At 45.0% G+C, this 14,374-nt stretch carries 12 protein-coding genes; 3 read left to right on the top strand and 9 right to left on the bottom strand.

What is annotated here, in order from left to right; all coding sequences use genetic code 11:
* Nucleotides 1-10: 10 nt before the first annotated feature.
* Nucleotides 11-778, bottom strand: coding sequence for a metallophosphoesterase (locus tag AC6RGY_RS04000; protein WP_499859905.1), 768 nt, complete (start codon nucleotides 776-778; stop codon nucleotides 11-13).
* Nucleotides 779-889: 111 nt separating this feature from the next.
* Between AC6RGY_RS04000 and AC6RGY_RS03995 the strand changes: the two genes are divergently transcribed.
* Nucleotides 890-1,543 carry a GDSL-type esterase/lipase family protein gene (locus tag AC6RGY_RS03995; protein ID WP_499859904.1) on the top strand — a complete coding sequence of 218 codons (654 nt, stop codon included), beginning with the start codon at nucleotides 890-892 and terminating at the stop codon, nucleotides 1,541-1,543.
* 83 nt (nucleotides 1,544-1,626) lie between these two features.
* On the opposite strand, the gene AC6RGY_RS03990 is transcribed toward AC6RGY_RS03995, so the two are convergent.
* The gene (locus AC6RGY_RS03990) at nucleotides 1,627-4,929 is read right to left on the bottom strand and encodes a vitamin B12-dependent ribonucleotide reductase (RefSeq protein WP_499859903.1); all 3,303 of its coding nucleotides are present in this window, start codon (nucleotides 4,927-4,929) and stop codon (nucleotides 1,627-1,629) included.
* Between the two features lie 269 nt (nucleotides 4,930-5,198).
* On the opposite strand from AC6RGY_RS03990, the gene dat reads away from it, so the two are divergent.
* Nucleotides 5,199-6,035 carry a D-amino-acid transaminase gene (gene dat / locus AC6RGY_RS03985; RefSeq protein ID WP_499859902.1) on the top strand — a complete coding sequence of 279 codons (837 nt, stop codon included), beginning with the start codon at nucleotides 5,199-5,201 and terminating at the stop codon, nucleotides 6,033-6,035.
* Between the two features lie 45 nt (nucleotides 6,036-6,080).
* On the opposite strand, the gene AC6RGY_RS03980 is transcribed toward dat, so the two are convergent.
* The 5 genes from AC6RGY_RS03980 to AC6RGY_RS03960 all read right to left on the bottom strand — a co-directional run bounded on the left by AC6RGY_RS03980 (nucleotide 6,081) and on the right by AC6RGY_RS03960 (nucleotide 10,844).
* Nucleotides 6,081-7,937: a hypothetical protein gene (locus AC6RGY_RS03980; protein WP_499859901.1), complete on the bottom strand. Its 1,857-nt coding sequence runs from the start codon at nucleotides 7,935-7,937 to the stop codon at nucleotides 6,081-6,083.
* Nucleotides 7,938-8,164: 227 nt separating this feature from the next.
* On the bottom strand, nucleotides 8,165-8,986 hold the full coding sequence (locus tag AC6RGY_RS03975) for a lipoate--protein ligase family protein (protein WP_499859900.1): 822 nt from the start codon (nucleotides 8,984-8,986) through the stop codon (nucleotides 8,165-8,167).
* A 345-nt stretch (nucleotides 8,987-9,331) separates the two neighbouring features.
* The gene (locus tag AC6RGY_RS03970; RefSeq protein WP_499859899.1) at nucleotides 9,332-9,649 is read right to left on the bottom strand and encodes a hypothetical protein; all 318 of its coding nucleotides are present in this window, start codon (nucleotides 9,647-9,649) and stop codon (nucleotides 9,332-9,334) included.
* 41 nt (nucleotides 9,650-9,690) lie between these two features.
* On the bottom strand, nucleotides 9,691-10,254 hold the full coding sequence (locus tag AC6RGY_RS03965) for an O-acetyl-ADP-ribose deacetylase (protein WP_499859898.1): 564 nt from the start codon (nucleotides 10,252-10,254) through the stop codon (nucleotides 9,691-9,693).
* Between the two features lie 5 nt (nucleotides 10,255-10,259).
* Entirely contained in the window at nucleotides 10,260-10,844 is a 585-nt protein-coding gene (locus AC6RGY_RS03960) for a putative glycolipid-binding domain-containing protein (RefSeq protein ID WP_499859897.1), read from the bottom strand.
* A gap of 360 nt (nucleotides 10,845-11,204) precedes the next feature.
* Between AC6RGY_RS03960 and AC6RGY_RS03955 the strand changes: the two genes are divergently transcribed.
* Nucleotides 11,205-12,905: a lytic polysaccharide monooxygenase gene (locus AC6RGY_RS03955; RefSeq protein ID WP_499859896.1), complete on the top strand. Its 1,701-nt coding sequence runs from the start codon at nucleotides 11,205-11,207 to the stop codon at nucleotides 12,903-12,905.
* Nucleotides 12,906-13,170: 265 nt separating this feature from the next.
* Here the strand turns inward: AC6RGY_RS03955 and AC6RGY_RS03950 are convergent, their stop codons facing one another.
* Nucleotides 13,171-13,833, bottom strand: coding sequence for a DUF1048 domain-containing protein (locus tag AC6RGY_RS03950; protein ID WP_499859895.1), 663 nt, complete (start codon nucleotides 13,831-13,833; stop codon nucleotides 13,171-13,173).
* Entirely contained in the window at nucleotides 13,799-14,164 is a 366-nt protein-coding gene (locus AC6RGY_RS03945; protein ID WP_499859894.1) for a PadR family transcriptional regulator, read from the bottom strand. Before AC6RGY_RS03945 ends, AC6RGY_RS03950 begins: the two co-directional genes overlap by 35 nt.
* Nucleotides 14,165-14,374 lie beyond the last annotated feature (210 nt).

Here is a 14,374-nt window from a genome sequence, read left to right as displayed (position 1 = left end):
TTTCTCGTTATCATTCCAATTTTATGGGGCGAAAGTTGAGAGAGTCACATGAAACCAGATAGAGTTGAATGCCTTCTACTTCTCCCTGAATACCTTCTTTTGTAGAAGTACCATGTAAATGTCCATAAATACACGTTTTAACCCCAAATTCTTTCATCGTATCCATGAAGCTGGACTCCTGTGAATACTTGTTCACGGGTGGATAGTGGAGCATGGCGATTCGTTCTCGGTCAGGCTCTTCTTTAGCCGCTTGCTCTAATGCCATTCTTAAGCGACCCACTTGCCGATCATAAATACGCCGATCGCGTTCTTCTTCCCAGAAGCGATCACCTGGCAGATTCCATCCTCGCGTGGCTACGACCACTTTTTCTTCCACTACCGTATAATCTCCATCCAGCCAAGTCATTCTTTCCGGCAACGCGCGACGCACCTTGGACTTACTCTGCACATAATAACAATGGTTCCCAGGTGAACACACCTTTTTTCCGGGAAGTTGATTAATCCAGTTAAAATCGTGAATGGCTTGTTCCATTTTCATTGCCCAGCTAATATCACCTGGTATCAAAACCGTATCTTCTTCCGCCACTCGCTCCAGCCAGTGGTCCCGTATCTGATCGTAATGATACTCCCAGCCGAAAACATCCATCGGCTTCTCAATATCTTTCTCGGCTTGAATGTGATAGAGATCAACGGGTTTATTAAAAGATAAATGCAAATCACTTATCGCATAGATTGCCACACATTTCACTTCCTTTGCCTTTTCATCCCCAACCGCCATTCATTGCTCTCTATTATACCAAATGTGGAAAATGAGGTGGCTTCGCCGTCTCACTCCTTCATCAATTTCCATATTATATAGAAAACAAAATTGATGATAGGAGGGAGTGATATGTCCTCCTTTTACTATACCGCTCTAGGGGATTCGATCACTGCAGGGTATTCCGCACCCATGAGGCGAGGATTTGTCGATCTATTTACGGAACGTCTCCTATGTATCTACCCCCATACCTGTCTGTTTAATTACAGCAAGGGAGGGATTTCTAGTGGCGCATTATACCGACGGATCCGAAGTTCTAATCCCATCCGCTGTGCTATTTGTGAAGCCGATCTTATCACGCTCACCATCGGTGGAAATGACTTGTTATATGCTTATCTCAAAGCTTCCTTCCTCCAAAACCCTGTTGCCTTTCAGCAAGCAAGCGAACGCTTCGCTCTAAATTTAAACGGGATCTTCCAATGCATCCGCAGGCTGACTCCCGCTCCGGTCTATATCATGAATTTGTATAATCCTTTTCCACTCTCTCCCCTCGCCATCCATTGGATCAATGTATTTAATAACATCATTCAGTCTACTGCTTCTTGTTGGAATATCGGAGTCATTGACTTATACTGCCTTTATAGTGGACATCAACCCGAACTCATCTCCGGTTACAAAGGCGGAGAGCTCACCGGCATCCGTCTTGTGGGTGGAAATCCCATTCATCCAAACTTACAGGGACATGAACTCATTACGCAAACGCTTTGGCAGACAGCCATTGGATAATACTTTTGAAAAGAAGACCGCCCGAGGGGTATTCGGCACGGTCTTCCTTCTATCCATCTTTTTTTTAAGCGGCTCAACCTCCATCAAGAACAGCCCGTGGTAGCTCCGCAATCCAGGCAGACATAACAAGATCCATTTCGCTTCGTCATGCCCCCACAGTCAATACATAAGGGAGCTCCACTGCTGGCACGAATGGCCTCTAAGTTCTCTCTTCGTGTCTCTTCCGATGTTCCTGTTACTTCTTGATATCCTCGATTCATCTCGCTCTGCGCCCCTGATGGAGGAAAAGAAGAGAAATCTTGCTCCTTCTGTTGCTTCTGCGCGTACAAACGCAATTCTTCTAAGCTGGGAGGAACTTGCACAAAGTCGGTCTTTTCTAGATACTCCATTCCGATCATGCGGAAGACATAATCAATGACCGAAGTGGCCATCTTCACATTGGGATGATCCACCGTACCGGCTGGTTCAAAGCGCGTAAAGGTCATGGCTTCCACATATTTCTCTAAAGGGACACCATATTGCAAGCCAAGGGAAACAGCAACGGCAAAGGCATCCAACATCCCACGCATGGTACTCCCTGCTTTATGCATATCAATAAAGATCTCACCCAAAGAACCATCTTCGTATTCGCCCGTTCGGACAAATATTTTTTGACCGGCGATCCGTGCTTCCTGTGTAAACCCTTCTCGCTTGCGTGGCAAACGTCGACGGATACTGGGAACATGCCCCTTAGCCACTTCCTCTTGTAGTTTGGTAACTGCCGTGAGGGAGGCTGAGGAAACCATCTCCTCTTTTTGCTCTTCATCCGGTTGCTTATCTTCCTCACTCTCATCACTTTTCGCATTGAGTGGTTGAGAGCTCTTGGATCCATCTCGATAGAGGGCAATCGCCTTCAAACCCAATCTCCACCCCTCTTCATAAGCGTGCAAAATGTCCTCCACGCTCGATTGATGAGGCATATTAATGGTCTTCGATATGGCCCCGCTCAAAAACGGTTGTGCAGCCGCCATCATCCGCAAATGCCCCATATAATGGATATAGCGTTTTCCCCGTTTCCCACAAGGGTTGGCCGTATCGAAAACAGCATAGTCCTCGGTTGAAAGGTGGGGAGCGCCCTCTGTGGTCAATCGACCACAAATTTCTTCACTCGCTTCTTCTATTTGTTGCTTCGTAAAACCCAAAGCTCGTAGAAGTTGGAAATCAGGCGCACGATATTCTTCTGCTACAAACCCAAGTCGCTCCATACATTCTTCGCCCAATGTCCACACCGTGAAGGCAAAAGGCAGATCAAATACCGAAGGCAAAATCTCTTCTACTTTAGCCAAATCGTCTTCCGTCATCCCTTTTTCTTGCAATGTTTCCCGATTAATATGAGGAGCTCCCTGCAACGAGAGGGTTCCCGTAACATAGCGCAAAATGTCTTCAATCTCTTCCACTTCATATCCGAGATTAACTAAGGCAGGACGGATAGACTGGTTCGCAATCTTAAAATAACCACCCCCTGCCAACTTTTTAAACTTGACCAAGGCAAAGTCGGGCTCAACCCCTGTTGTGTCACAATCCATCAAAAGTCCGATCGTACCTGTAGGAGCAAGCAAGGTGGTTTGCGCATTGCGATACCCATGTTCCTCTCCTAATGCGAGGGCTTCATCCCAACTCATCCGCGCTGCAGCCAATAAATCTGCTGGACAGTAAGACGGATCGATCCCTTTTGGCTGAATGGTTAACTCTTCATATTCTGCTTCATCCGCATGATACGCCGCCCGGCGATGGTTACGCATGACACGCAACATCGACTCGCGGTTGGTTGCAAATGCTTTGTATGGACCTAGCTCCTTCGCCATCTCAGCGGAAGTTTTATAGGATGTCCCCGTCATCAAAGCAGTTACCGCTCCTGTAATGGCTACCGCCTCTTGGGAATCATAAGGAATTCCTGCGACCATCAACACCGTGCCAATATTGGCATATCCCAATCCCAGCGTTTGGTATTCATAGGAGCGTTGCGCAATCTCTTGCGAAGGATACTGCGCCATCAAGACAGAGATCTCCAATACCACAGTCCACAAACGAGTCGCATGTTGCAACGCTTCTAAGTGGAAAGAGCGGTTCTTCTTATTAAAAAATTTAATCAGATTAAGGGAAGCAAGATTACAGGCCGTATTATCTATAAACATATACTCTGAGCAGGGGTTAGAGGCATTAATCCGATTATGCCTTGCTCCGAGCTTGCCATCCATTCCTGCTGGACTCGTGTGCCATTCATTAATGGTGCCATCGTACTGTACTCCTGGATCCGCACACTCCCATGCCGCTTCGCCAATTTGCTTCCAAAGATCTGGCGCACGTAAGCGCTTATTTACTTTGCCATCCGTTCGATTCTTTAACTCCCATTCTCCTTCGGCCTGCAACGTCTCAAAAAAGGAATGAGGGATACGAACCGAGTTATTGGAGTTTTGTCCAGAGACCGTTTCATATGCCTCCCCATTGAAGGAAGGATCAAAGCCAGCTTCGATTAACACACGCGCTTTTTTCTCTTCCTTCGCTTTCCATTGAATAAACTCCTCTACATCGGGATGATCCAAGTCTAACGTCACCATCTTGGCCGCTCTTCGCGTCGTTCCACCAGACTTAATAGCGCCTGCGGCCCGATCACCAATTTTTAAGAACGAGAGCAATCCCGAGGAAGTGCCGCCACCAGACAACTTCTCTCCTTTTCCACGGATGTTAGAGAAGTTGGTTCCCGTCCCGCTTCCATATTTAAAAAGACGCGCTTCTCTTACCCATAAGTCCATGATGCCACCCTCATTGACGAGATCATCTTCAATCGACTGAATAAAGCATGCATGAGGTTGTGGGCGTGTATACGCATCATCACCTTGCCGCAATTCTTCTGTTTCGGGATCAACGTAGTAGTGGCCCTGCGCTTTTCCTTTTATATTGTAGGCAGAAGCCAAACCTGTATTAAACCACTGCGGAGAGTTAGGAGCCGCCATCTGATGAAGAAGCATGTACACGAGTTCATCATAAAAAGCTTCTCCATCCGCTTCTGTATCGAAGTAACCATAGCGTTGTCCCCATTCTCGCCAGCAGTCAGCCAAGCGATGAATCACTTGCTTGGCACTTCTTTCTGGACCCGTGATCTGCTTTCCATTTTCATCCCTTAGAAGCTCTCCGCTTTCATCAACCTGTGGCACACCCGCTTTACGAAAGTACTTGGAGACCATAATATCGGATGCCACTTGGCTCCACGTCTCAGGCACTTCAGCACCCTGCATTTCGAAAACCACAGATCCATCTGGGTTCGTAATTCGACAATCTCGCCATACATAACGAATCGACTGGAATGGATCTTCCCCTGCTCGTGTAAAATAGCGGTTGATCTTCATCCTCTTCTCCTCCACTCAGCTATAGATTGGCGATCGATACACTCTTCTTGTTGGTATCTCCAGGTTGTGGATCGCTATATATTGATGTAACTTATTATACCACTACAATATGTAGCGATCCAAGGGGTTATTGGCAAGGCTTCCATACTGTAAGCTAAATGATGAAAATAAAAAAATTGTTACGAAATTAGGTATACAAGCAAGCGTTTTTCTTCACTTTGGTGTAGAATGGAGCAAAAGCAATTTATTTTATTCTAGGAGGTTGTAACATGATTTTATATAATGATCAATTGATAGAGAGAAAAGACGCTCCCATCGATATTGAAGATCGTGGCTATCAATTTGGAGACGGTGTTTACGAAGTGATTCGTGTATATAACGGCCGTCCCTTTTTTTTAAAGGAGCATTTGGAGCGTTTTAAACAAAGTGCCGGTGAAATCCGCATAGCATTTCCTTATGAGCCAGACCAGTTACACCAATATCTTGAACAATTAGTCGAAAAGAATAACTTACTAGAGGGAATTGTCTATCTGCAAATGTCTCGTGGTATTGCACCACGTTCGCATCCCTTTCCTCCAGACGCGCGACCACTCATCGTCGCTTATACCATTCCTTCCCCTCGTCCACTCTCAAACCTAGAGAAAGGCATTGGCGTCATCCAAACCGAAGACATTCGTTGGCTTCGCTGTGATATTAAGAGCTTAAATCTCTTGGGAGCCGTACTAGCCAAGCAAGAAGCTACAGAAAAGGGTTGTCAGGAAGCGATTCTGCATCGTGATGGTCGTTTAACAGAGGCGAGCGCATCCAATGTTTTCATCGTGAAAGATGGGACCATCTATACTCATCCTGCAAACCACCTCATTCTACACGGTATTACAAGAGCCCTCACCCTCGACATTATTAAAGAGGCAAACCTTTCTCTCAAAGAAGAAGCCGTACTTATCGAGCAAGTCAAGGAAGCAGATGAAGTATTTATCACAGGAACGACGGTAGAAATTTCTCCTGTCATTGAGGTGGACGGACAACCGATCGGCAATGGCAAACCTGGTCCCATTACCCGGCAGCTACAAGCAAGTTATGAAAAACTGATTGAACTAGATAAATAAAGAAAAAAGGAGCGACTCCCTCTTAGGGGATTGCTCCTTTTTTCTTTACTTTGTGATGATTTCCATCGACGACTCGCTTTGAATCGCAATATGTTCAATCTCCAGTTTCTCCATAAAAGGAAAGTGGGTATGAATCTCGTTGGAAGGTCCCTGCGAGATCTCAAAGGCCAGATTTTTCCCTTCGGTTTTGACTCCCACCTGAGTATCTAAACCTGGTTCCCAATTCCAAGCAACGTCCTGGCTCGCTACTTCTTCTTTTTGACCCTCATTAATCATTTTGTTCAGCGTGAGGCGATCATCTGCTGACCAAATCAACTCGTATACCTGACCATTACTTTCTTTTACATAGAGATGTAGTGGGTTGCCATTAAAACCCGCTGGCCTTTGGAAAGTAATCGGCTTCCCTTTGATCGACTCGTAATCCGCCTGAAGAACCACATGATCATATAAGTTCAAAGCATGCGAAGCCATAAAGGCCACACCAGAGACCACATCCCATCCGTGCCCCATATTCCATTCCTGGAGGACAGACTCAGAGTCACTGAAAGCAACCTCTGTCGGTGCGGCGATCGAAGTCTCTTCCCGATTACCAATCGCCTCCACAAAATATTCTCCCTCAGATAGTTCACTTCCCGCCGCTAACCAGCGCGTCTTGTCACCCTCTTTGGAAATGGAGACTCGAAAAGGTTCATTCGGCATGTAAATCATAGAAATTTGATAACGCGTGTCTGGCTGCAACACAAAATCATCGCCTGAATGAGCCATTGTTCGTGTCGTATTAACGAGTGATTGGAAGAGCTCCACTCGACCATCTTCATTCATACGCAGACCAAAAGTTTGTTTCCCTTTTAGTTGGATCGTAAAAGGAGTTACATCCTTCTGCTCCAACGTCAAATCAATTTTCGTCGGTCCATTGATTTGTTGCTCCCCAACATAGAGAGAAGAGCCTTCTAAGTCATCACTTTTCTCTTTGCTTACTTCCCCCGCATTAATTCCTGCTAGTTGAACAATTTCCGTCGCATTCGCCTCGGGTGCCTGCTGCTTGGTGGAGCCGAGAAAGAGAAAGACAAATAATCCAATTGCCACTGAAGCCATGGCCAGTGTTGTCCCAATCAGCATCCAGCTTTTCTCCGGAGTTGGTGGTTCAGGAAGCTTGGGCAACTTCGGCAAAGACGGTACAACACTCTTCTTGTTCACCATGTTGTCCATCCGCCGTAAGATTGAATAAACCGAGTTATTCTCGATTAGCGCTTCCAGGGCAATATCTTGAATGGGCTGAGGAACTTTATGTTTTTGCAACTCCTCTTTCTTGTTTTCTATCCCGCTTGCTTGCCGTCCCGTAAGCAAATAGAAAAGCAAAGAACGCCATTTCGAATCGGTTTCTGTCTTCCATTTATTATCAGGCTCTCGGTGACCGTAGGCAGCATCACCATAAAATATAATGTACGGACAATCGCTATCCAGGATGATATTTCGCGGATCCAGTGTGGTATAGAGGGGCAATGATATCCGAGTTAAATCGAGCATGGTATAAGTAAGGCGTTGTGTCAACTTCAACGCTTTAAATGGTTCCATCGGCCCTTGTTCCTTCATAGCAAGTGGCAATGGCTCCCCCTTCAGTGGAGGATGGACCAAAATCATCCGTTCCGGTTCCTCGATTATATTCATCACAGGAGCGAGGTGGGGATGGTTCAGATGCAAGAGTAATTCTTTGAAATCTTGCGGTATAGAGCGGGGAAGAGGAATCTCTTGCAAAAACACTTGTGAACCATCCGGTGCAGAAGCACGTAACAGTTGCCCGGAGAAAAACATAATCTCATCACTTATGACATAATTCCCTACTTTACTTCCAGGTTTATATTTCTTTTCTTCCAACATTTTCCCTCCCCAACCAGTCTGCACAAACGTCCCCCATAAATCAGTCTCTATTAGTATCATAGCGCTCTGATAGAAAGGATTTTGTCTTTATCCTAACCTTCTTTCTGATAAAAATCAAGCAGTTTCGACATATCCCGCTTCCATTCCAAACAGTGCATCATTCAATTATTTTATGAATAAAAATATATTAATATTGGCTGGTTCCCCAATCTTTTCACATGAGAATCGACGATCGTTCGTCTCTTCTTTCATTAGCGTCGCAAATTCCATTCATCCGTCCCATAACGGGATTGACATAATTGCTCAGCAAGGTCTTGTTCATAAGGGGTGAGATCTTCCTTGACAAGGTCAATTTTCATCCCTCTTATAAAACCTTCACGAAAGGCAGAAGACATCTCCTCCATACTTACGGGCGTTGATCGCAGTTGATGGATGGATACCGCTTTTTGTGTAAATTTCTCCTTCATTCTTTCCTTTTCTACAACAGAAGAAAAGCGTAAGACGTCAAATAAAGCTTCTGCATCCAACTCGAGCGGAATAGAACCATGTTGCAAGATCATTCCTCGCTGTCTCGTCTGAGCACTTCCAGCTACCTTTCGTCCTTCTACCACTAATTCGTAGGAGGAAGGAGTGTCAAAACAAGCAGAAGTCGTGATTTTCATTTTCTCTTCCAGTGGCGCTGTCATTTGTGCCGATAAACCCAGTTGACGGAACCCTTCCACCAAACCCTGACTAATGATGCGATAAGAATCTGTTACGGAAGTTGGCATCCCTGGATAAGATTCCGGCAAAATAACGCTATAGGTTAATTCTTGCCCATGGAGGATCGCTCTCCCTCCGGTAGCTCGTCGCACAAAACCCAATTCTCGCTCTTTTACTTTGCTAAGATCAAGCTCTTTATGTACACGTTGAAAATATCCTATCGATATCGTCGCTGGATTCCAGCCGTAAAAACGAATCGTAGGCAGGACTTTTCCCTCGCTATTGGCAATCAAGATCGCTTCATCAATTGCCATATTTTCTGCTCCCGACAAACATCCACTTTCGACAAAACGCCAACGTTGCTGAGTCATATCAGTCACCTCTCACTGGCCTGGTTCCGCTTTTTCTTCCTCTATTGTATCTTCCCTTTGCCTTAGACACAAATCTCTTTCTATGAAAGTCTCCACGTGGTGAAACAATATTTCGTGTTATAAGGAGCAACTCACCTTTTGATAAAGGATGAAAGCTCACCCTAAGATTGATTGGAAGGTGGGCGAGCGGTTTCTCCTTGAGAGACTCTGAGCCGAGTGATCAGGCAGCGAGAGAAGATGCCACCGTCCATCAACCAGGCACCGAGAGAACATGGTGCTCTCAGGTAGTCCACTTTCATCCGGCGCGTGTGGCACCAACCATGCGGGGGTTTTTATATCTGACTTTTATTCTTCCTTAATGGAGCAACACACAGGGGGATTGGGGTGAAAGAGGGTAAACTTGCCTGTTTGTTGATCCCAATCGATTTGCACTCCTTCAATCTGCTTTTCTTCCTGCGGGTGCCAAACAATCGGGATTCCTTCAATCCACATACATCGAAAGAGCGACCGGATTTCCGTAATTTCTAGTGCATAGGAAGGCGTTTGACAGCCAGAAGTGCGAGGAACCACTCGCACGGAGAGTGACCCTTCTTCATCCATCTCTTCTTGATGCAGCAGGACACGTAAACGAGCTATAGCCAAAGGGCTAATCGACAGATTCATAGCAAGACCTCCTTAATACCTTAATACTTGAAAGATGACAGTCACTCCTTAATCGAATCAATGCCTTGCTCTATTTTTTCTTCGTATAACCGATAAGACTCTTGATCAAATAAGATAAAGCGAATCTCTTCTATGGAGCTCTTCTCATTCGAGATAAAATCATGGCTTGCGCGCAAAGCAACCGCAGCTGCAGCCTCCTTGGGAAAACGATAAATCCCTGTACTGATCGCTGGAAAAGCAATGCTATGTAGTTGATGTTGCGTCGCTAGCTTGAGCGATTCAACATAACATCGATGGAGGAGATTGATCTCTCCCTTTTTTCCTCCATTCCAAACAGGACCCACCGTATGAATAACATGATCAGCAGGTAGATTTCCTCCCACAGTAATGACGGCCTCCCCTACTTGGCACCCTCCCTGTTTTGCTCGAATTTGTTGACACTGCTCTTTCAACTCTCTGCCCGCCGCTCGATGGATGGCACCATCCACTCCCCCTCCTCCCAGAAGGCTCGTATTCGCAGCATTCACAATCGCATCTACACGTTCTTTTGTGATATCGCCTAACTTAATAATGAAATTTACTTGATGGTGTTCCCATCGAAACATCTTTTTCACTCCCATTGTCCACTATGGACTCTACGAAATAAATTCGGATAATCCCATACAACACCATCTTCATCAACAACTAAATCAGCCGTAAAACCGGTCGTTATGGAGTGATAGCGAAAAGTACTTCGCTCCCCTGCTCGTTTTATACATTGATATGTCTGCCACACTTTATGTATCTGCATCTCTTCAATATCAATATAAACAACGGCAAGTGGATCGGATTTCTTACCTTCTTCCCACAAATGCCTGCGTATGGGGAGGGTATTGGTAAAAGGAGTAAGAGAGATGTCCACATCCGTACAACCTTCCAGATCCACTATGTGTTGCCCCCATGCATTCGTCCATCTTCCTGTTCCATCTCGATATAACGCGATAGGCTCGCTCCCGTTCCGATCAATCTGACAGTGAGAAACATTTCCCTCTACATCGCATGTTACTTGGTAATGAACACGAAGCGCTTCTCCACCCACTCTTTCAATAATACAACCATCCACTCTGAAACCATCCATGCTTTTGAATAAAATCAAGTGCTCCAATCCCGTTCCATCCCAGGTTTCCCACATGATTTTCCTCTGTTCCTGTTTCACCAATCTCCCTCACTCTCTCCGAAATCCTCATCTGCTCGTTTGTTTGGTCGTTACTACGAACCGTCCCTTTAGCTGATTTTCAGAAACAAACGGAGATTTCCTCTTTCCTCTATAATGATAATCCCTAGAGCAATGCCTCCAAAAATAGAAATTACCATATTCCTTTCTCAAGCTTACTATATTCCGCCTCTATTCACACGTAATCCAACCATTTTCCTTTTTTGCAAATTTTCATGTCACCTTAACCTTTCTCCAAGTAAGCTCGCAAAAGTTTCATAGTAATAATTTCTACTAAATATTCACTATTCTTATTCGTGTTTTAATGATAGCATGATAAAAAACGCGAAAGGATGATGGATATTGAATCTATTCAAGAAAATCTCGAAGCGTTCATTTGAAATTATTACTCTTATGATCGCGCTCGGTGCCGGTTTTACCCTAGCTGCTGATAGCGCCTATGCGCATGGGTACATCGAAGAGCCCGCTAGCCGAGCCTACACTGGGAGTCTAGAAAAAGAAACACTTGGCTACTATGATGCCTATGAAAAATATGGAGAAGCCATGAACTGCCCACACTGCGTCGAAGGACCCAAAGGATTCCCCGATGATGGACCCGTTGACGGTCAAATCGCTTCGGCCGAAGGTGGTTATGGACAAATAGATTTCGTGATGGATAATCAAACAGAAGATCGATGGGTCAAACAAGATATCAAAAGTGGTATGAATACATTTACATGGTCTTACGACGCACCACATTCTACTGCAAAGTGGCACTACTACATCACAAAAGAAGGATGGGATCCCAATGAACCTTTAAAGAAAGAAGACTTTGAGCTCATTGGTACGATTGAACACGATGGTTCAGCGGCAGATACCAACTTATCGCACGATGTCGATGTACCCGAAGATCGAAGCGGTTACCATGTTATCCTAGGTGTATGGGATGTAGCGGATACCGATAATGCTTTCTACCAAGTCATCGATGTCAATGTTAATAGCAGTGACTCAGTGCAAGAGGATAAGGAAGCCCCATCAAAAGTAACCGATCTAGAAACCACCGTTGTGACAGACCGTCAAGTGACCCTGTCATGGTCCGCTGCTGATGACAATGTGGGTGTAGATCAATATGAAATATACCGAGATGGCGAAAAGATCGGTGAATCTTCTAATCCAAATTACACAGATGAAGAGGTCGAAGCAGACACCTCTTATGTATATACCATACGAGCCATTGACCTTGCAGGAAATCAATCTGACGTGAGTGAAGAATTGGAAGTAACCACTGCTGAATCTTCCAATGATGAGGGTAATGGACTGAGTGCCCCCACCGGATTACACATGATGGCGTCCTATGATGACTCGATTGATCTGATGTGGACAGCTTCAGAAGATAGCGAAAACATCGAGGAGTACGAGATCTACCGTGACAATGAGAAGGTGGGTTCTACGCAGGAAACTCGCTACGTTGATGAAGGATTGTCCCCTGGAACAACGTACACTTATTTTGTAAAGGCCGTTGATGCAGAGGGGAATACCTCCGAAAACAGTAATGAAATTACGGTAAAAACAAGTAACCACGAAGGGGACACAGATGACGGGGAAACCGGCGAAGGTGATGATGGTGATACCGGTGAAGGTGATGAACCTACAGGTGAGTTAGAAGAATGGGACCCTAATAAAACCTACGAAAAAGGGGACCGTGTTTTATACAATGGTGCAGAGTATGAAGCTTTATGGTGGAATACCAATGCTCAACCCAATCTCCTCTATGAGTGGAAGCTTATCAGTGATGATGTCTTAGAGTGGGAAGCAGAATCGACCTACAGAAGTGATAGTCTGGTTATCTACGAAGGGGAAACCTACCGTGCAAAATGGTGGACAAAAGGAGATATACCCGGCGAGAGCGATGTTTGGGAAAAAACGGACGATGAAGCACTCAGTAATAGCATAGTAGAGGCGAAAGCGAGTGATGATGATAAGATTACATCTTCATCTGATAAGAGCACCCTATGGGAGAAGTTCAAAGTTGCCTGTACAAGCTTTATAAAGAAGTTTGAGTGAGTGAAACGAACAACGTGAAGGAACTACAAATTTCAATAAAATGACCTCTTAATATAAAACGGCAAAGAGGATTACTCCCTTTGCCGTTTTTTTCGTCGCTGGGAAACCCAACCTAGTATGATGAGTGGACCTGTAGTTAAGATGGTTAAGCCGACAATCATCCACCATTCACCTGAAGTCATGGGGATTCCACCTCATTTCGCCATTTTCGTTAGCGTTCCCCAAAGGAAATCTCCTCATGCTTTCTAGAACATCATTCCTCTTATCACGAAAAATCTCTTTTTAATATCAAACGAACAACCGCATATCCAGCCCCTGCTAGTATGAGGCTTATCCATGGGGAGAGTTGAAAGGTAGGTGCATCTTCCCATACTCTTGAAATAATGATAGATGGAAGAAGGAACAACAAAAACGCCGAACCCAGTATTAACGCCCCTTTCAGAGCTTTTCCACCCTTCGTTTTTTCAAAAGCCCACCAGCGAAATAGACGGATAACGACAAGGACATACGGGATAGCAAAGAGTGCACTAACGGTAGCTCCCAGTCCAATATCCTGACTAAATTCGATTCCAATAAAGGGCAGAAACAGTCCTAGTACACTATGAGCGAGAAGCCATGCAACAGCAAAGCTACATAACATTAGTAGGCCAAGGGATATCGCCTCTTTCTTTCTTTGTTTTGGCAAAATCCCTACCAGTTCATCACAATAAGCTTTGGCATCATCTCCAATTACCTCTTCAACCGACTTCCCTTCTTTTTGTGCCGCTAGCAAATGATCCAGTATTTCCAACAATAATTCTTCCACTCTTCTTGTCGATTCGGAGCCACTTCGTAAGTAAACAACCATCTCTTCGTATACTTCCAAACTTTCAGGTGTTAGCTGGTTGCGGCGTTCATTGTTTATTTGAGTCATCTCGCTTACCTTCATGATGCTCTCCTCTCCCTTTCAATATGCTCCTTACTGACACCTGAAGTTGGTGCCAATCCGTTTGAAATTGATTCAATGCTTCTTCTCCTTGCTCTGTCAGTTGATAATACTTCCGCTTTGGTCCCGCTGGTGAATGACGAAACCCTCCCTTAATCAATTGTTGTTTTTCTAAGCGCAAAAGTAATGGGTAAATACTCCCCTCGCTGACAAACGAAAAGCCGTGATCTGCCAGGCGAACGGTCAATTCGTATCCATAAGTCTCTTTGTCTGCAATCAGTGCAAGGATACAACCTTGCAAAACACCCTTAAGAAGTTGGCTTTGCTTTGCCATCACCATCGTACCCCTCTTACCTTGTAATACAAGATAGTTGCGTTTGAAGTAGCTAACTTGCAATGCAAGTTAGCTACTCTAGCCTACCAAAGTATTGGAGAATAAACAAGTGAGAAATCATCACCTTGCTCTTACCTCTGAACTGAATTCCCCGCTAAGCCTCACGTTCGAGGTCCCACTATCTAATTTTTCAGCGCGATCATTCAAATA

The organism is Mechercharimyces mesophilus (assembly GCF_059818345.1).
The sequence above is the reverse complement of the archived record's forward strand: the minus strand, read 5'-3'. Positions and strand labels throughout refer to the sequence as shown.

Bases quoted from the DNA above. Each gene is read 5' to 3' on its own strand.
- AC6RGY_RS03990 (WP_499859903.1), bottom strand. From the start codon at position 4,929: ATGAAGATCAACCGCTATTTTACACGAGCAGGGGAAGATCCATTCCAG.
- dat (WP_499859902.1), top strand. From the start codon at position 5,199: ATGATTTTATATAATGATCAATTGATAGAGAGAAAAGACGCTCCCATC.
- AC6RGY_RS03945 (WP_499859894.1), bottom strand. From the start codon at position 14,164: ATGGCAAAGCAAAGCCAACTTCTTAAGGGTGTTTTGCAAGGTTGTATC.
- AC6RGY_RS03995 (WP_499859904.1), top strand. From the start codon at position 890: ATGTCCTCCTTTTACTATACCGCTCTAGGGGATTCGATCACTGCAGGG.
- AC6RGY_RS03965 (WP_499859898.1), bottom strand. From the start codon at position 10,254: ATGTTTCGATGGGAACACCATCAAGTAAATTTCATTATTAAGTTAGGC.
- AC6RGY_RS03950 (WP_499859895.1), bottom strand. From the start codon at position 13,833: ATGAAGGTAAGCGAGATGACTCAAATAAACAATGAACGCCGCAACCAG.
- AC6RGY_RS03970 (WP_499859899.1), bottom strand. From the start codon at position 9,649: ATGAATCTGTCGATTAGCCCTTTGGCTATAGCTCGTTTACGTGTCCTG.
- AC6RGY_RS03975 (WP_499859900.1), bottom strand. From the start codon at position 8,986: ATGACTCAGCAACGTTGGCGTTTTGTCGAAAGTGGATGTTTGTCGGGA.
- AC6RGY_RS04000 (WP_499859905.1), bottom strand. From the start codon at position 778: ATGGCGGTTGGGGATGAAAAGGCAAAGGAAGTGAAATGTGTGGCAATC.